The following is a 16,740-nucleotide window of genomic DNA, read 5'->3' as shown; positions in this document are numbered from 1 at the left end:
GGCGAGCCGCACGAATTCGTTGACCTGAAAATGCGCCGCCTGCTGCTGCATGCCGCCGGTGGCAGCCACGGTCAGCACCCCGGGCATGCGCGGCAGTCCGGCCCGGATGACCTCCCGCACGGCGCGCCCCCAGCCGATGGCGACGACCGAGCCCGCCACCAGTTGCGCCTGCCTGAGCAGCCCGCCAAGGGGCGCCGCGAGCGCCGCCAGCGTCCCCGCCGCCGGCGTCTCGACCACCGCGGCATCGCGCAATTTCAAGCCATCGATCAGCTGCCTGGTGATGTCCTCCGGCGTTGCCAGGTCGAGAACCTCGATACGGACAATGCCCTCGGCCCGCGCCCGCTGCAGCAAGCGCGAAATCGTCGCGGTCGAGACTCCGAGCCGGCGAGCGATATCGACCTGCGACATCTCCTCCACATAATGCAGCTTGGCCACCGTGTGCAGCATCGTCCGCGATGCGGTCGCATCCTGGATGGGAGGGGAAGACAGCTTGCAATTCCTTTCAGCAACGTGTTACACGCATATGAGCCGACGGGAGTTATCGCGCAAATCCAGCCAACTCGCAACGTGCGGCGGCTGGCGGGTCGCGAGCCCGGCAAGGCGCTTCTTCGAAGGCGATGGCGCGCCATGGCTTACTGCCGGCAGGCGGCCAGAACTGAACATCGTTGTTTCCACGGGATCCGCGCCCTTCGTCGAGAGAGCGCCAACATCGGATTGAGACCATGACCAAGATGACCACCGCGGAACTGCGCGGCTACCAGCAAATATGCGGCAAGGACGGGGCCATGGTGGCCATCGCCTGCGACCAGCGCGGCGGCATGCGGACCTTGCTGGCGTCGGACCCGGACGAACAGGCCAAGATCACCAATGACATGCTCGGCGACACCAAGGCAGACATCACGCGCTACCTCGCCAGTGCGGCGTCCTGCGTGCTGCTCGACCCGCTCTGCGCGGTGCCGCGCATCGTCGACGAAGGCGTCTTGAACCGCGATACGGCGTTGCTCATCGGCCTCGACGCTTCCGGTTTCGATATCTCTCCCGAAGGCTACCGCCTTTCGCGCCTGGTTCCCGGCATCGACGCGCGCCGGGTCCGCGCACTCGGCGGCACTGGCGGCAAGATCATGGTGTATCTGCGGGCCGACAAGCCTGATGCCAACGACCACAACATCGCCATCCTGCGCCAGTGTGTCGCCGATTTCGGGCAGGAAGACCTGCTGCTGGTCGTCGAGTTCCTGACCTACCAGCTCGACGGGGAAAGCCCCGGGGACTATGCGGCCAAGACGCCATGGCTTGTCGAGGAAGGCACCAGGATCTCGCTGGAGTGCGGCGCCAAGGTGCTGAAGCTTCCCTACCCGGGGACGCCGGAAGCCTGCGCCAACATCACCAAAATGGCCGGTGACGTGCCTTGGGCGGTGCTTTCGGCCGGCGTCAACCACGCGACCTTTCTCGGCCAGGTCGAGATCGCCATGCAGAATGGCGCCTCGGGCGTCATCGCCGGTCGCTCGCTGTGGAAGGATTGCATCTCGCTCGACCGTGACATTCAGCGCGAAAGGCTTAAGACCATCGCTGTGCCGCGATTGCGTGAAATCCAGGCCGTGATCGGGCACTACCGGCAGAAAGCCGCTGCTTGACAGTTGCCTTGGACGAGAGCTGGTCCAGCGGAAAGTGCGAAGCGGCTTTGCGTCCGGAACTGCGCGAAAAAGATGCGGGACGCCATGCCTCAGAGCATAGGAATAGATATCGGCGGCACCAATCTGCGGGCCGCCCGCATTTCCGGTAACGGTGAAATCCTCAAACGCGTTTCCGAAAAGAGCGCGCCCGACCCGGGGCTGGTGCTCGGCCGCATCGCCGACATGGTGCGCCTTCTCGATACGCCGGATGTCAAGGCCATCGGCGTCGGCGTTCCGGGCCGCGTCGATGCGGGGCGCGGCACGGTGCTGTCCGGCGGCTATGTCAACCTCGCCTCGGTTGCGCTGGCCCAGCGCCTGGAAGACATGACAGGCAAGCCTGTCGTCATCGACAATGACTGCAACATGGCGCTGGCCGCCGAGATGGCGCTCGGCGCCGGGCGCCGCCATGGCAACATCGTCATGTTCACTATCGGCACCGGCATTGGCGGCGCCGTCGCCCAAGATCGGCGGATCACGCGAGGTTCGGCAACGGCGGGTCAGCTCGGACACATCACCGTCGACGTCAATGGCGAGGTCTGCGCCTGCGGCCGGCGCGGCTGTGTCGAAACCACCAGTTCGGGCACCGCGCTCGGCCGTCACATTGCGCGCGCCGGTCTCGGCGCCGACATTTCGGTCGATCAACTCTTTGCCCGCGATACAGCCGGCGATATCCAGGCGCGCGGCGTGCTGGACGCCTGGGCGAAACCACTGCGGGCAGCCATCGATACCGCCGTTGCCATGCTCGCCCCCGACGTTGTGCTGCTTGGCGGCGGGCTTGGCCGGGCGGCCCATGCAGCACTCGGCCGCGCGCCGGCTCTGGCGCCCTGGTATCAATGCCGGGTCGAACCCGCGCAACTCGGCGACGACGCCGGGGTGACCGGCGCCGGTCTCCAGGCTCTGGCGGGGGAACTGCACACGTCGCCCTCGGCCCAGTCCAGCCGCCCGCGGCGCGCTGTGCTCGTAAACGGCATCCCCGCAAGCGGCAAGAGCACCGTCTCGCGCGGTATCGCCGATCGCATGGGCTGGCCGCAGCTGGCGCTTGACACGATCAAGAACCCCTTTCTCGAGTTGCTCGGTGGCGGCGACCGCTTGTTCAACCGCACGCTCGGCCGCGCCAGCTACCAGGCGATCTGGTCGGTGGTCGGCGAAGCGCCCGCCGGCACCACATTCATCGTCGATGCCTGGTTCGGCTTCCAGCCGCGCGAGGTTCTCGAGGATCATCTGCGAAAGGCCGGCGTCGAGCGGACTTTCGAAATCTGGTGCCACGCGCCCGGCGAGGTCCTTGCCGAACGTTACGGCGCCCGCCTCGACCAGCGCCCCGCTGGCCATCCCGGTGCCGCCTATATTCCCGAACTGATCGAGCTCTCCAAGCGCGCCGAGCCGCTGCGGCGCGGACCGCTCTTCGACGTCGACACGACGAAGCCCATCGACTTCGATGCCATCACGGCGTGGTTGCGGGCGACGATGGCCGGCGGCGCATAGCCAGTCGGACGACCCGTTCAGTCGCCGCTACAGACGTGAAGTTCCGTTCCGGCCGCTTCGATGACCGCGCGTAGTGCCGGTTGCGGCTCACGATCCGTGACGATGTCGGAAAGCGCGCCGAGCGTGCAGATGCGTTCGAGGCTGTTTCGGTCGAACTTGTCGTTGGTCGCGCCAAGCTCGATAAGGTCGCGCCGGATCGTTTCGCCGGCGACACCCAGGCGCAAAGCGAGCCTGGAAACACGGATCGAGGCCGAGCGGCGCACTTCCGACAGGATGAGCTCATGCCGCTCCTTCTTCGACAGCCGGCTCTGGTCCATGATCCGCCCTCCGCCAAGCCGACAGTCTTATCCATGGCGACGCCGGTGGGGAAGCAGTCTCGCAAGGCAAGTCGGCTGCCTTGAACGGTTCAGGCCGGACGCCGACTGACAAGCGCAAGCCGTGATGCAGCTGGCGTCGGCCGGCCCCGATCGAGCCACGGCCGCTCGATCAATAGCCGACGGTAAAACGCTGCCTGATGTGGGCCGGCTTCTCGATCTCGTCGACCATCACGATGGCGTAGTCCTCGAAGGAGATGCTGCTGCCCTTGTCGGAGGCCAGTAGCGTGTCCTTGCCGAGGCGGAATTTGCCGGTGCGTTGCCCCGGGACGAACATGGCGGAGGGCGACAGGAACGTCCAATCGAGGTCGCCCACCATCTTCAGCTTATCGAGGAACTCGGCACCCTTCTGTGCCTCGGCCTTGTAGATTGCAGGGAATTCAGGCGTGTCGACCAGCCTTTTGCCGGGCGCGACCTCAAGGCTGCCGGCGCCGCCGACGATGAGGTAGCGCTTCACGCCGGAAGCACGCACCGCGGCAATCAGCGTGTCGGGATCGCTGTCCAGGAAATGCACGGAGCTGATCACCAGATCATGGCCACGGATCAGGTCGGCAAGACCTTGCCTGTCGAAGACATCGCCCTTCCTCGCAGTCACGCCGGGCAGGGCGGCAATCTTTTCGGGGTTGCGGGCAATACCGGTGACCGTATGGCCACGGTCGGAGAGTTCCTTGAGCAGGCGCGAACCGACGGCGCCGGATGCGCCGATGAGAGCGACTTTTGTCATGTCATTTTCCAGTCCTGTTGGGGGTCGGTTGGAGGATCACGCCGCCCCGATATGGGCGAGGAGACTGTCGAAGCTGCCGAACAGTGCGTTGGAGCCGATGAGGCGCGGTGCATCGTTGCGGATAATTGCAAGGGAAGGCACGCCATCGGCATGCAGACGCTGGAACAGCGTGCGGCCTCGACCAATCAGCTCGCCGTGGGCCGTCAGCAACGTTTCGGTCGGCGCCTTCAACAGTGCTGCGGCATCGGCCATGCCGGCATCGGCGAGGACGGCGGCCACGCTTTCGACAGTCACGACATCCCTGCCATCGACATAACGCGCACGCTGGATTGCCTTCAGAGCGTGCAGCCGACGGTTGGGGTCCTCGAGGCCGGCAGCACTGATGCCTAACGTGGGGGCATGCGAGTCGAGCAAGGTGCCGCGAATATTGAGGACATTGTTTCGGTAAGCCTGCGTGAATTTCTGTCCGGTCAGACGCTCGATGCGCTGGTCATTCGCCCAGGCATGAGCGGCAAAGCCTTCATCCATCGGCCGCGCCCCGGCGCCGGAGAACAGACCGGTCGGCAGCAGCTCGATGCGCGAGCCGCTGGCCAAGAGCCTATCCAGCATCGGCGTGGCGCCGTAACACCAGCCGCAGAGCGGATCGAAAAGGTAAGTCACGTCTGAATTGCTCACGATCGTTGCTATCCTTGATACGGATTGTCGGCTGACGAGCCGCCAAAGGTCTTCGCCGTATGTGGCAGACGGAGCTCTTGCGATAAATGCCACCCAATAATACAAACTGTCTGACCAGATAAGACAAAAGCAACCACCTTGGCCGACCTTCTCAACCTCAATCGGCTTGTCTACTTCACCACCGTGATGGAAACCGGCTCGTTCACATCAGCAGCGGACCGGCTTGGGGTCGCCAAGGCCGTGGTCAGCCATCAAGTCGGCAGGCTCGAGGAGGAACTGGGCGCGACGCTGCTGCGGCGCACGACACGGCGCGTTACCCCAACGGAAGACGGTCGTCTCTTCTATGATCGCGCGATGATCATCCTGCGTGAGGCGGAGGCGGCGTATGGCGAAATCTCGCATGGCGCGGTCGAGCCGAGCGGAACGCTGAAGCTGACCGCGCCGCTCGACTACGGCACCAGAGTGGTGGCGCCGGTGATGGCGGCATATCTGAAGGCCTATCCGCAAATGCGCGTCGAAGCGAACTTCGACGACGCGGTGAGCAATCTGGTTGATGAGCAGATCGATCTCGGCATCCGCGTTGGCTGGCTTACCGATTCCTCCAACCAGGCACGGCGACTGGGCACGATTCGGCAGATCGTCGTTGCGAGCCCGGCCTTCGCGGCAAGCCTGCCCGCGGATGCGAACCCGAACCAGGCACGATCGCTGGCCTGGGTCGGCAATGCGCAGTTGCGCGGCGTCGGCCAATGGCTGTTTTCCAGAGAAGGCGAAACGGTACTGACCGAACTCAATCCCGTCGTCGTCTGCGACAAAAGCCCGGCAGCCTATGCTTGCGTGCTTGCAGGTATCGGTCTGGGTATATTTCCCGACTATGCGGTCGACGAGGATATCGTCGCGGGTCGGCTGGTGCGGATATTCGCGCAGTGGGCCTTGCCGACCGGCGGCATTCACGCGGTGTTCCCGCCGGCCCGCTTCCGGCCTGCCAAGGTCCGCGCCTTCGTCGAATTGCTCGCCGCTGCCGAGAGAAGGCGAGCCCGCGGCAACGTCAGGGGTGACGCGGTACACAGTTAGCAATGTCAGTGCAGGCTTACATCGGAACGCTTCGGCTTTACCTGCCTACGGACCGCTGACCCGGAGGCAGAGTTTGGCGACGTCGGCTCCGAACGGCAAACGGCCCGCCTGAGGCGGGCCGTTTTTGGATTTGGTTGCGGGGACAGGAGCCTGAGCCTGTCGAGCCTGCTTGCGAAGTCCGGTCAACAGACGAACTCGGTTGCGGCGCTGTATTGGCGGTAGCCCTCTTCCGACTCGAACCCCCAATAAGCACTTCAATCAAGTTTGCACCACCGCAGATCCAGATCCGCCAACTTCCTGCATAAGCGCATGCAACTCTGCTGGAGGCGCAAGGCAGAAACCTCGAAAGGCTTCCAGGAACCCCAGTCGATAGCGAATTGTAGAACCATATGACAGCCGGTTGGGTCGAGAGAAGACTGTCAGTTTGTACGCGAGCACCGTTAAGGCGGATGTTCGCCTCGGCGAACGTTTCAATTTGACCCTAGAGAAGGCACCTACTTATGCCGCTTCTGCCCGCGCCGCGCCAACAGGTTGGCCACCACCAGAAGCACGATAGACAGCGCCATCATCAGCGTCGCGGCGGCGGTGATCGCCGGCGAGAGCTTTTCGCGCAGCCCAATGAACATTTCGAGCGGCATGGTGCGCTGGTTGGCGCTGGCCAGGAATTGCACGACGACGACCTCGTCGAACGAGGTGACGAAGGCGAAGGCGGCGCCCGAAAGCACGCCGGGCAGGATCAGCGGCAGCATCACCCGGAAGAACGAGGTTAGCGGCTTTGCCCCGGAGATCGCGGCAGCGCGCATCAGATTGCGGTCGAAACCGGTCAGGCTCGCACCGACCGTTACCACCACGAAGGGACTGGCCAGTGCCGTGTGCGCCAGGATGATGCCGGCATAGGTGCTGGCCAGGCCGACGCGGGCGTAGAACAGATACGAGCCGACGGCGGTGATCACCACCGGCACGATCAGCGGCGACAAAAGCAGCGGCATGACCATGCGGCGGCCCGGAAATTTCTCGTTGGATAGCGCGATTGCGGTGAGCGTGCCGAGCGTGGTGGCGATCAGCGTCGTGCCGAAGGCGACGATCAGGCTGTTGCCGATCGCCGACTGCCAGCGCTGCGTGCCGAGCACCACCGCGTACCAGCGCGTCGACAGCCCTTCGAGCGGAAAGATGAAGAAGGCACCGCTGTTGAACGACAGTGGCACCGGAATGAGGATCGGCACCAGCAGGAACAGGATCACCGCCCCGCACCACAGCCACAGCAGCGTTATGCGAATTCGTTCACCGGCAGTCGGGTAAGGGGACAGCAGCATGGCTACACCAGCTTCAGGCGGTCGAGGCCGAGGATACGGGCGAAGATACCGAACAGCGCCAGCGTGAAGACGAGCAGGATGAAGCTGAGTGCCGCCGCCATCTCCCAGTTCAGTTCGACATTGACGTAGTTGGCGATGAAGTTGCTGATCAGCTGGTCGCTGGCGCCCCCGATGAGCGCCGGCGTGATGTAGTAGCCGAGGCACAGGATGAAGGTTAGCAGACACCCCGCCATGACGCCTGGAAACACCTGGGGAAGATAGACGCGGCTAAACGCCGTGAACGGCTTGGCGCCGAGCGAATAGGCCGCCTTCATCTGCGACGGCGCGATGGTGCGCATGACGCTGTAGATCGGCAGCAGCGTGAACGGCAGCTGGATATGCGTCATGGCGATGATCAGGCCTATGCGGCTGTACATCAGGTCGAGCCTGTCGTCGGCGATGCCGAGCCACAGCAAGAGATCGTTGACCAGGCCGAATTTCTGCAACAGCACCGTCCAGGCGGCGGTGCGCACCAGGATCGATGTCCAGAACGGCAACAGCACGGCGACGATCAGCACGGCGGCCAGCCCCTTCGGCACGCTGGCGATGAGATAGGCCAGTGGGAACCCCAGCACCAGGGTCGCCAGCGTCACCGCGGCGGCGACGAAGAAGGTGCGCAGGAACACTTGCAGGAAGATCGCCTGTTCGGGCGGCACGCGGCCAAGGCTGCCGTCGGTATTCCAGCGCAGGTCGAGCGCGCTCAAAAGGTAGAACGAGGTGATGCTGTGCGTGGCGTTGGCGATCGCCGGCCACGTCGTCGGCGCTGACCAGAACGGCACCGATTTCATGATCTCCAGCGGCGGCTTGTCGCCGGCGCCCTCGAGCTGGCGCACGGTCTTCAGCACTTGGCTGCGCGCGCCCGGCAGGCGGGCGTTGAGGCTCTTGGCCAGTTCATAGGCCGTGCCCTTGGCCTGATTATCCCTGAGGTCCGCCGCCAGCGCCAGGAACGCGGCGTCGGCTGGCAGCCCCAGGCCGTTCCAATCGCCGAGCGCCTGGCTGGTCTGCGGCAAGGCATTGGCGATGGTCGGATCATAGACCGCGCGCGACAGTAGCAGCACGATCGGAATGCCGAAGCTGAGCGCCAAAAGCACCAGCAGCGGCCCCGCCAGCGCCAGCGAGCGMAGCCGGTCGCCGAATTCGGCGCGGCGGATCGCCGCCGACGCCAACTTGAAGTCGGCATCGGCGGCTGACCGGCCGCGGGCCAGCGCGGGCCGGTCGAATTCGCTGGGCTGCAGCGTCGACATCCCTGACCTACTGCGCCAGCCAGGCGTTGAAGCGCTTGACCAGGTCTTCGCCATAGTCGCCCCAGAACTCGGTGTCGGCGACCAGATAGGCGCCGCTCAGATGATCGGGCGCGTTCGGCAGTTTTGGCAAGGCATCGGCGGCGACGAAGGACGCCGCATCGGTGCGCACCGGCCCGTAGGTGATGTAGCTGGCGAGCTTGGCGTTGTTTTCCGGCGTCGAGATATAGGCGAGGTATTTGTAGGCGGCCTCCGGGTTCTTGGCCCCCTTCGGAATGGCGATCATGTCATATTCGAGGATCTGGTTGTTCCAGATGATCTTGAACGGCTTGCCGTCGGTATCGATGGCATTCTGGATGCGGCCGTTCCACGCCGTGGTCATCACCACTTCCTTGGAGGCGAGCAGCTGCGCCGGCTGCGCGCCGGCATCCCACCAGACGATGTCCTTCTTGATGGTATCGAGCTTCTTGAAGGCGCGGTCGACGCCTTCCGGCGTGCCCAGCACCTTGTAGACGTCGGCCGGCGCGACACCGTCGGCCATCAGCGCCCATTCGAGGTTCTGCGCCGGGAATTTGCGCATCGCGCGCTTGCCCGGGAACTTCGTCGTGTCGAACAGATCGAGCACCGAGGTCGGAGCTTCCTTCAGCACAGTCGGGTCATAGGCCAGGATGTCGCCATAGGCGTCGAGGCCGACGCCGCAGTCGAGCGCCGAACCCTCGATGAACTTGTCACGCGGCCCGATCTTGGAATAGTCGAGGCGCTCGAGGATGCCGGCGTCGCAGCCCTGCAGCACGGTCGCCGTCTCCACCGTCACCAGATCGATCGGCACGTTGCCGGTGTCGACCATGGCTTTGACCTTGCCGAGATCGCCGAGATATTCCTGCTCGACGATCTTGACGCCGGTGTCCTTGGTGAACGGCTCGAACCACGCCTTGCGCTGAGCGTCCTGCCAGGCGCCGCCGCTGGCCATGATCGAAAGTTCGTCGGCAAAGGCGGCATGGCCGATGGTGATGCAGGCGGTGGCGGCGGCGAAGGCGAGCAGGCTTTTTCTTATAGGCGTCATGTTGTTTTCCCCTGTTTTGAGACGAAACCGCCCGTTCCGGCATCGGCCGGAAAGGCACGGCAATCACCGGGCGCGCAGGAAACCGTCACGGTTTCTCCGTTCGCCATGGTTGCTTCCGGGCCGACCTTGACGGTCAGCACCTGTTCGTTCGCGAGCCTGGCCAGCAGGCGCAAATGGTCGCCGAGATAGATGCGGCCGTCGACCGTCGCCGGCAGCGCGGTTTCGTCCGCTGCCGCCGGGCCAATTTTGAGCCGCTCCGGCCGGATGGCGACGTGACAGGCAGCGCCTTGTGCGACATCGATAGCCAGCGCGGTGATCTCGCCGCCGCCATTGAGTTTGACGCGGCATTCCGTGCCGGAGATGCGGTCGACGACGCCTTCGAGCGTGTTGTTCTCGCCGATGAAGCTGGCGACAAACGAACTTTGCGGCGTGTTGTAGAGATCGTCGGGCGAACCGAGCTGGGCGATCGCGCCATTGTTGAACACGGCGACGCGGTCCGACATGGTCAGCGCCTCGCTCTGGTCGTGCGTGACATAGACGATGGTGACGCCGAGCATGGTGTGGATCTGCTTGATCTCGAGCTGCATGTGCTCGCGCAGTTTTTTGTCGAGCGCGCCGAGCGGCTCGTCCATCAGCACCAGGCTGGGCTCGAACACCAGCGCGCGAGCAAGCGCCACGCGCTGCTGCTGGCCACCGGAAAGCTGCGCCGGCTTGCGGTCGCCGAACTGCTTCAGCCGCACCATGTCGAGTGCCCGGGCCACGCGCGAAGCGATGTCGGCCTTGCTGATCTTGCGCACCGACAGCGGGAAGCCGACGTTTTCCTCGACGCTCATATGCGGAAACAGCGCATAGTTCTGGAACACCATGCCGATATTGCGCTCGTATGGCGGCAGCCGGTCGACCGACTGTCCCTCCAGCGTGATGCTGCCCTGCGTCGGCCGCTCGAAGCCGGCCAGCATGTTGAGTGTCGTCGTCTTGCCGGAGCCGGAAGGCCCGAGCAACGTCAGGAACTCGCCACGGGCGACGCTGAGGTTTAACCGCGTCACCGCGAAGGCGCGGCCGTCATAGGATTTCTCGACATCGACGAATTCGACGAACCCCTGGCCGCCGGCATTGGCGCCGGGCTTGGGAGTTGCGGCCACAGGTGTTTGTTCGGCGATCATCGGCCGGAGTCCGGAAGGCAGCCGAAGTGGCGGCGGATTGAAACGAGGAGCTGCGTGCGGTGCATGTCTCGGTCTCGCATGAAGCCGGCTTGCGGGTGGCTTGAACTTGTATGCTCACACAATCGAGCTGTTCTGGACCATAGATGCATACAACTTTGCCCGTCAAGCTGGTTTTTTCGACGATTGTGTGATAATTTTGTACGCGCTATTGGGGAAAGAGGTCGGACAAACGCTATTGTCCGGAGCATTGTCTTATGCTAGATGCGCAATGACCCAGTCGAAATCACCAATGCGCATGCTTAGAGATCTCCACCTCGCCGAGGACGAAAGTCCAGTCTACCGCCGTCTCGCCGATGCGATCGCCGAACGCATCGCCGCGGGCACGCTCGCGGTTGGCGACCGGCTGCCGCCGCAGCGCGAGATCGCACGCGCGCTCGGCATCAACGTCACCACGGTGACGCGGGCGCTGTCGACGCTCCAGCAGCGCGGCCTGCTCGAAGCGCGGCCGGGGCGCGGCACCACCGTCGCCGCCCGTGAAACCGCCGAGCGACCGGGCTTCGTCTCGGCGCCGAGCGACGAGAGCGGCATCATCGATCTCTCCGTCAACCGCCCGGCCACCTCCGCCTATCTCGACGCGGTGGCGGCGCTGCTGCCGCGCCTGTCGAAGGACCGGCACTATGCCGCGCTGCAGGACTATCATCCGCCGGAGGGCCCGCTCTGGGCCCGAGCCACCATCGCCGACTGGCTGAAAGGCGTGGCCGGCGATGGCGATCCCGGCCGCGTCGTGCTGGCTGCCGGCGCCCAGCATGGTCTCGATTGCGTGCTCGGCGCGGTGGCCAAGCAAGGCGAAGTCGTGCTTGCCGATGAAGTGACCTATCAAGGCATCAATGCGCTCTGCCGCGTACATGGGCTGGATCTGCGACCAGTCGCTATGGATCGTGGCGGCATGCGGCCCGACGCCTTCGAAGCCGCCTGCACGCAGCTGCGGCCGCGCGCCGTGTTCCTGGTGCCGACGCTGCACAACCCGACAACGATCACGCTGAGCGAGGAGCGCCGGCACGAACTGGCGGCGGTGGCGCGCCGCCACAATGTGTTGATCATCGAGGACGACGTCTACCGCCCGCTGGCCGACGAGCCGCCGCCCTCCTTCGCCAGCTTCGAGCCCGAACTGACGATCCACATCGGCGCCCTGTCGAAATGCCTGGCGCCCGGCCTGCGGCTCGGGTTCGTCATCGCGCCGCGCCCCATCGCCGGCCAGGTCGCGGCGGCGCTGCGCATCAATTGCTGGAGCATCAGCCCGCTGACGGCCCTGATCGGCGCGCGGCTGATCGAGGAAGGATCGGCGGCGCGCGTCATCGAGGTGCAGAAACAGGAACTGCGCCAGCGCCAGGCCATTTTGAGCGAAATCCTCGGCCGGTACGACATCCAGAGCCACCCGGCCTCGACCCATGCCTGGCTGCGCCTGCCGGAACCCTGGCGCGGTGCTGGCTTTGCCCGCACCTGCCTAGAACGCGGCGTCGCCGTGCTGCCCGGCGACGCTTTCGCCGTCGGCCGCGAACCGGTGCAGCATGGCGTTCGCATCAATGTCGGCGCGGCGCGCTCGCAGGACGATCTGCGCACGGCGCTGACCACCATGGCCGAGCTGCTTTCGGCCGGCCATCTGCAACTGCCGGGCTTTGTCTGATCGGGAATCCTCCAGTGGCAAAAGACAGCGTCGAGATCGCCGTCGTCGGGGCGGGTGTGGTTGGACTGGCGACAGCGCTGCGCCTTGCCACCGACGGCCGCGAAGTGCTGCTGATCGATCCCAACGAGCCCGGCTCCGGGGCCTCATCAGGCAATGCAGGAACGCTCGCCGAATACGCTTGCATGCCGGTCGGCAATCCGGGCGTGCTGCGTTCTCTGCCAAAGCTGCTGCTCGACACCGACAGCCCGTTTGCCTTGCGCTGGACGGCCCTGTTCCAGCTGGCGCCTTGGCTTGTCCGCTTCGTGCGGCAATCCCTGCCCGCCGCCACCCGCGCCAATGCCGTGGCGATGGCCGGCCTGCTGGCCGATGCCTTGCCGGCCTGGGAAGAGACGGCCGTACTGGCCAACATCACCGATCTGTTGCGCCGCAACGGTTGCCTCTATCTCTATCGCGGCCAGGGCGATCTCGCAGGCGGCGCCTGGAGCCGGGATCTGCGCGACGAATTCGGCGTCCACCAGCAGGTGCTGCATCCTGATGCCGTCGCCGCGTTGGAGCCGAACCTGCCGGCGGTCGCGGGCGGTGGCCTGTACTTTCCCGACTCCATGAACGTCAACGATCCGGCGGCGCTGATGCGGCGCCTGCTCGATGCCGCGACAGCGAACGGCGCGGCGGTGAAGCGGTCGATAATAACCGGACTACGGGCCGACGCCGGCGGCGTCGAACTCACCGGCCCCGGCCCGCACATCCGCGCGAGGAAGGTGGTCATTGCCGCCGGTGCGTTCTCGCGCCCGCTCGCCGCGCAGGCCGGCGACAATATCCCGCTCGAAACCGAGCGCGGCTATCATCTCGAATTTCCGGTGGAGACGCCACTGCTCGGCCGTCCGGTCTGCCCGGTCGATCTCGGCTTCTACATGACGCCGATGGCCGGCCGTCTGCGCGTTGCCGGCACCGTCGAACTCGGCGGCCTCGTCGCTCCGCCCAATCCGCGCCGGCTGGCTCTGCTCGACCGCGGCGTGCGCCAGTTCTTTCCCGCGCTCGGCCAGCCTTCGTCAAAGTGGCTCGGCTTCCGCCCGTCGCTCCCCGATTCGAGGCCACTCATCGGCCCTTCAACTCGCCACCCAAACGTGATCTACGCCTTCGGCCACGGCCATCTCGGATTGACCCTGGCTGCAGTTACTGCCCGTCTGGTTGCGGATCTTGTCGCCGGTCGGCCAGTTGATCTTTTGCTTGCGCCTTTTACACCTGACCGGTTCTAGGCTCACTCGGACGGATCGGATGTGCGACTAAGCCTTATTTACTCGGACGACTTAAAGCGAAGGAACGGCGGCCTTCGGGTCAGCCGCACCCGAAGTGAAGGTCGTCGTAGAGGCACAAGGCCAGCGGTCACAGCGTAAGAACTTGGAGGAGCGTGCTAGGGCGCGCTATCGGGAAGGCACACTACGGAAGCTCGACCCCGTCGAAATTAACCAAAAAGCGAATCTAGTGTCCGACCTTGTCCATGAGCACCCGCAATTCGGGCTGAGACGCAACACAGAAAGTTCGAAAAGCTTCCAGGAACCCAGTGGTAAAGCATCTTAGCTCGGTATGGTTCAAGGCGCGGCACGCCGCGCCACTTATCGACCTGATAGACATGAAAAGTGGCGGATGTATCGAGCGGCGCTGGCTGCCGTTCTGATTTGATAATGGCAGCTATGCGGGGCGACGTGGTCATTCGGGCGCCGAAAGCTTGCTGATATACAATGTTTATCCTACTGCCTAACCGTTTGCGTTTTCAGGAGGAAGCGGATGGCCAACGGGACTAGATCACCATTGTCGGACCTTGCGCGGCAGATCGCGACGGTCGCCACGCTGGAAGGCGAATTCGTGCTGCGGTCCGGCCAAGTGTCCCATCGCTACTTCGACAAGTATCGCTTTGAAGGCACGCCCGTCTTGCTGAGGTCGCTGGCTCGGGCGATGACCGATCTTCTGCCTGCTGAAACGGAAATCATCGCGGGCCTTGAACTGGGGGGCATCCCTCTTGTCACAGCGATCTCGATCGAGACCGGGCTGCCGGCGGCATTCGTCCGAAAAGAGGCCAAGACCTACGGGACGTGTCGGGCCATCGAAGGTCAGGACGTTGCGGGACGGAAAGTGACCTTTATCGAGGATGTCATCACGACCGGAGGTGCCGTCGCGGATGCCCATCAACTTGCGGCGAATGAAGGGGCAGATGTTCTGGCAGTCATATGCGCGATCTGGCGAGGCGAGGGTGCCCCTGGCATCCAGGGCCTTTCCGCGCTGCCCGTTCTTCCGGTCTTCACGCGGGCTGATCTCGAACGCTGACGTGATCAAGATGTGGCTTCCCGTCTACGGCGCGCTCATCCTGCGTTGACCGCCCTTGTGCAGACGATGCCACCAGACGGGCACAGACTGCTATTGAGAAGGCATCCGCAGACTTGGTCCTCGTTGCGGGAGGCGACGATGCAGTCTGGCCATCAGAAACGTTTGCGCGAGACCTAGTCTCTCGTCGGGAAAGCCTCTGGCAAATTAGTGTCGCTCTGTTTGAACAGGGCGCAGGAGAGCGCATTCTGCTGCCTGGTGAGACGACACCCCGATCACAACTCCGGACGAAGCGGACGCGAGACTCGGTCAGAATGCATGGCAGGCGATAGTGCCACTGCTTTGACATCGTCCGCTAATGCATTGACCTGCTGCTTGACATCCTGGCCGCCGCTGTTCTTGGGAAGACGCCTCGGGCCGGACGCTTATCGACAAGTCGATTATGCCCGTCAAGAGCGGCTTCCAAAACTGCCCCCAGTGCCCAGTGCCATGCCTAGAACGCAAAAAGCCGCCCCGGTTGGACCGGGACGGCTATTGGTTTATGATGAATTTGGTTGCGGGGACAGGATTTGAACCTGTGACCTTCAGGTTATGAGCCTGACGAGCTACCGGGCTGCTCCACCCCGCGTCACCATTGTAAGCGCGCGCTTACAGGAATGTAGATGGCTCACCAAATGAAAGGGCCGCTTACGCGGCCCGTTGTCCCTTGGCGGGCCTTTTTCGTAGAGAGAAGATTTCACTGCCTGGTTGGAAGTGAGTTCAACGTGCGTTTAGCAGACCTGGCAGCGACCTACTCTCCCGCGTCTTGAGACGAAGTACCATCAGCGCTGGAGCGTTTCACGGCCGAGTTCGGAATGGGATCGGGTGCAGCCGCTCCGCCATGACCACCAGGTCGGCAAAACGCACGTTGTTCGAGAAGCTGTCTTTGTGTGCCTTGGACGTTCTTTGATCCTGGCGCCTTTCGAAGCGAAGCTTCGCAAGGTCGACCGACCGTCGGCGCTGATGCGCCGCACCCACGTAGCGCCGCCCGCGGGGCGGAACAAGCGTGAGTGAGAACAAACCATCTGACTATGTCAGATGGGCATAAGGAATGAGAACGATCAAGCCGATCGAACTATTAGTACCGGTAAGCTTCAAGCGTTGCCGCTCTTCCACACCCGGCCTATCAACGTGGTCGTCTTCCACGGTTCTCAGGGAATACTCGTTTTAAGGTGGGTTTCCCGCTTAGATGCCTTCAGCGGTTATCCCGTCCGGATATAGCTACCCTGCTATGCGGCTGGCGCCACAACAGGTCCACCAGAGATCCGTCCATCCCGGTCCTCTCGTACTAGGGACAGATCCTTTCAATATTCCTACACCCACGGCAGATAGGGACCGAACTGTCTCACGACGTTCTGAACCCAACTCACGTACCGCTTTAAATGGCGAACAGCCATACCCTTGGGACCTGCTCCAGCCCCAGGATGCGATGAGTCGACATCGAGGTGCCAAACAACCCCGTCGATATGGACTCTTGGGGGTCATCAGCCTGTTATCCCCGGCGTACCTTTTATCCGTTGAGCGATGGCCCTTCCACGCGGGACCACCGGATCACTATGACCGACTTTCGTCTCTGCTCGACTTGTCAGTCTCGCAGTCAGGCAGGCTTATGCCATTGCACTCAGCGAACGATTTCCGACCGTTCTGAGCCCACCATCGCGCGCCTCCGTTACTCTTTAGGAGGCGACCGCCCCAGTCAAACTACCCACCATACATTGTCCCGGACCCGGATAACGGGCCGCGGTTAGACATCCATAGTAATAAGGGTGGTATTTCAAGGGTGGCTCCACCTGAGCTGGCGCCCAGGTTTCAAAGCCTACCACCTATCCTACACATGCCACTACGAATGCCAATGTAAAGCTATAGTAAAGGTGCACGGGGTC

14 protein-coding genes, 1 tRNA gene and 2 rRNA genes (1 of these 17 only partly in view) are annotated in these 16,740 nt (G+C 63.7%); 6 read left to right on the top strand and 11 right to left on the bottom strand.

Translation table 11 applies throughout. The annotated features are described in order from the left end of the window. Positions 1-447: sigma factor-like helix-turn-helix DNA-binding protein (locus C1D09_RS10525; protein WP_143974197.1), on the bottom strand; the 447-nt coding region annotated here is incomplete at its 3' end. A gap of 275 nt (positions 448-722) precedes the next feature. Between C1D09_RS10525 and C1D09_RS10520 the strand changes: the two genes are divergently transcribed. Both C1D09_RS10520 and C1D09_RS10515 read left to right on the top strand, forming a co-directional pair. After that, positions 723-1,631 (top strand): tagatose-bisphosphate aldolase, encoded by a 909-nt coding sequence (locus tag C1D09_RS10520; RefSeq protein ID WP_143974196.1) that lies wholly within the window; start codon positions 723-725, stop codon positions 1,629-1,631. A gap of 84 nt (positions 1,632-1,715) precedes the next feature. Next, positions 1,716-3,152 carry an ROK family protein gene (locus tag C1D09_RS10515; protein ID WP_246135701.1) on the top strand — a complete coding sequence of 479 codons (1,437 nt, stop codon included), beginning with the start codon at positions 1,716-1,718 and terminating at the stop codon, positions 3,150-3,152. A 17-nt stretch (positions 3,153-3,169) separates the two neighbouring features. Here C1D09_RS10515 and C1D09_RS10510 read toward each other — a convergent pair whose 3' ends face one another. The 3 genes from C1D09_RS10510 to C1D09_RS10500 all read right to left on the bottom strand — a co-directional run bounded on the left by C1D09_RS10510 (position 3,170) and on the right by C1D09_RS10500 (position 4,925). After that, entirely contained in the window at positions 3,170-3,469 is a 300-nt protein-coding gene (locus tag C1D09_RS10510) for a DeoR family transcriptional regulator (protein ID WP_143974194.1), read from the bottom strand. Between the two features lie 169 nt (positions 3,470-3,638). After that, entirely contained in the window at positions 3,639-4,250 is a 612-nt protein-coding gene (locus tag C1D09_RS10505) for an NAD(P)-dependent oxidoreductase (protein ID WP_143974193.1), read from the bottom strand. Positions 4,251-4,286: 36 nt separating this feature from the next. Beyond that, entirely contained in the window at positions 4,287-4,925 is a 639-nt protein-coding gene (locus C1D09_RS10500; RefSeq protein ID WP_143974200.1) for a DsbA family protein, read from the bottom strand. Positions 4,926-5,063: 138 nt separating this feature from the next. Between C1D09_RS10500 and C1D09_RS10495 the strand changes: the two genes are divergently transcribed. Beyond that, positions 5,064-5,996 carry a LysR family transcriptional regulator gene (locus tag C1D09_RS10495; protein ID WP_143974192.1) on the top strand — a complete coding sequence of 311 codons (933 nt, stop codon included), beginning with the start codon at positions 5,064-5,066 and terminating at the stop codon, positions 5,994-5,996. A gap of 494 nt (positions 5,997-6,490) precedes the next feature. Here C1D09_RS10495 and C1D09_RS10490 read toward each other — a convergent pair whose 3' ends face one another. The 4 genes from C1D09_RS10490 to C1D09_RS10475 are packed head-to-tail and all read right to left on the bottom strand — an operon-like array spanning position 6,491 to position 10,815. Next, complete coding sequence (locus tag C1D09_RS10490) at positions 6,491-7,309, bottom strand: ABC transporter permease (RefSeq protein ID WP_143974191.1); 819 nt, start codon at positions 7,307-7,309, stop codon at positions 6,491-6,493. A 2-nt stretch (positions 7,310-7,311) separates the two neighbouring features. Then, entirely contained in the window at positions 7,312-8,592 is a 1,281-nt protein-coding gene (locus C1D09_RS10485; RefSeq protein WP_143974190.1) for an ABC transporter permease, read from the bottom strand. Positions 8,593-8,599: 7 nt separating this feature from the next. Next, the gene (locus C1D09_RS10480) at positions 8,600-9,652 is read right to left on the bottom strand and encodes an ABC transporter substrate-binding protein (protein WP_143974189.1); all 1,053 of its coding nucleotides are present in this window, start codon (positions 9,650-9,652) and stop codon (positions 8,600-8,602) included. After that, positions 9,649-10,815, bottom strand: a complete 1,167-nt coding sequence (locus C1D09_RS10475) for an ABC transporter ATP-binding protein (protein WP_246135700.1) — start codon at positions 10,813-10,815, stop codon at positions 9,649-9,651. The genes C1D09_RS10480 and C1D09_RS10475 overlap by 4 nt, the downstream gene beginning before the upstream one ends. Before the next feature lie 289 nt (positions 10,816-11,104). Here C1D09_RS10475 and C1D09_RS10470 point away from each other — a divergent pair, with 289 nt between their 5' ends. From C1D09_RS10470 to pyrE, 3 genes are all read left to right on the top strand, one after another. Then, positions 11,105-12,499, top strand: coding sequence for an aminotransferase-like domain-containing protein (locus tag C1D09_RS10470; RefSeq protein ID WP_246135699.1), 1,395 nt, complete (start codon positions 11,105-11,107; stop codon positions 12,497-12,499). A gap of 14 nt (positions 12,500-12,513) precedes the next feature. Continuing rightward, positions 12,514-13,755: an NAD(P)/FAD-dependent oxidoreductase gene (locus tag C1D09_RS10465; RefSeq protein WP_143974187.1), complete on the top strand. Its 1,242-nt coding sequence runs from the start codon at positions 12,514-12,516 to the stop codon at positions 13,753-13,755. A 529-nt stretch (positions 13,756-14,284) separates the two neighbouring features. Continuing rightward, positions 14,285-14,821: an orotate phosphoribosyltransferase gene (pyrE, locus tag C1D09_RS10455; RefSeq protein WP_143974186.1), complete on the top strand. Its 537-nt coding sequence runs from the start codon at positions 14,285-14,287 to the stop codon at positions 14,819-14,821. Between the two features lie 548 nt (positions 14,822-15,369). Here pyrE and C1D09_RS10445 read toward each other — a convergent pair. From C1D09_RS10445 to C1D09_RS10435, 3 genes are all read right to left on the bottom strand, one after another. After that, positions 15,370-15,446 (bottom strand) — tRNA-Met (locus C1D09_RS10445). Between the two features lie 149 nt (positions 15,447-15,595). Continuing rightward, positions 15,596-15,710: ribosomal RNA gene (rrf, locus tag C1D09_RS10440) — 5S ribosomal RNA — on the bottom strand. A gap of 204 nt (positions 15,711-15,914) precedes the next feature. Continuing rightward, positions 15,915-16,740, bottom strand: a 23S ribosomal RNA gene (locus tag C1D09_RS10435); it runs 1,999 nt beyond the window's last position.

The sequence above is a fragment of the Mesorhizobium intechi genome (assembly GCF_002879535.1).
GTDB lineage: Bacteria > Pseudomonadota > Alphaproteobacteria > Rhizobiales > Rhizobiaceae > Mesorhizobium > Mesorhizobium intechi.
Note: the sequence above shows the minus strand (reverse complement) of the source record. Positions and strands in the feature narration are given on the sequence as shown.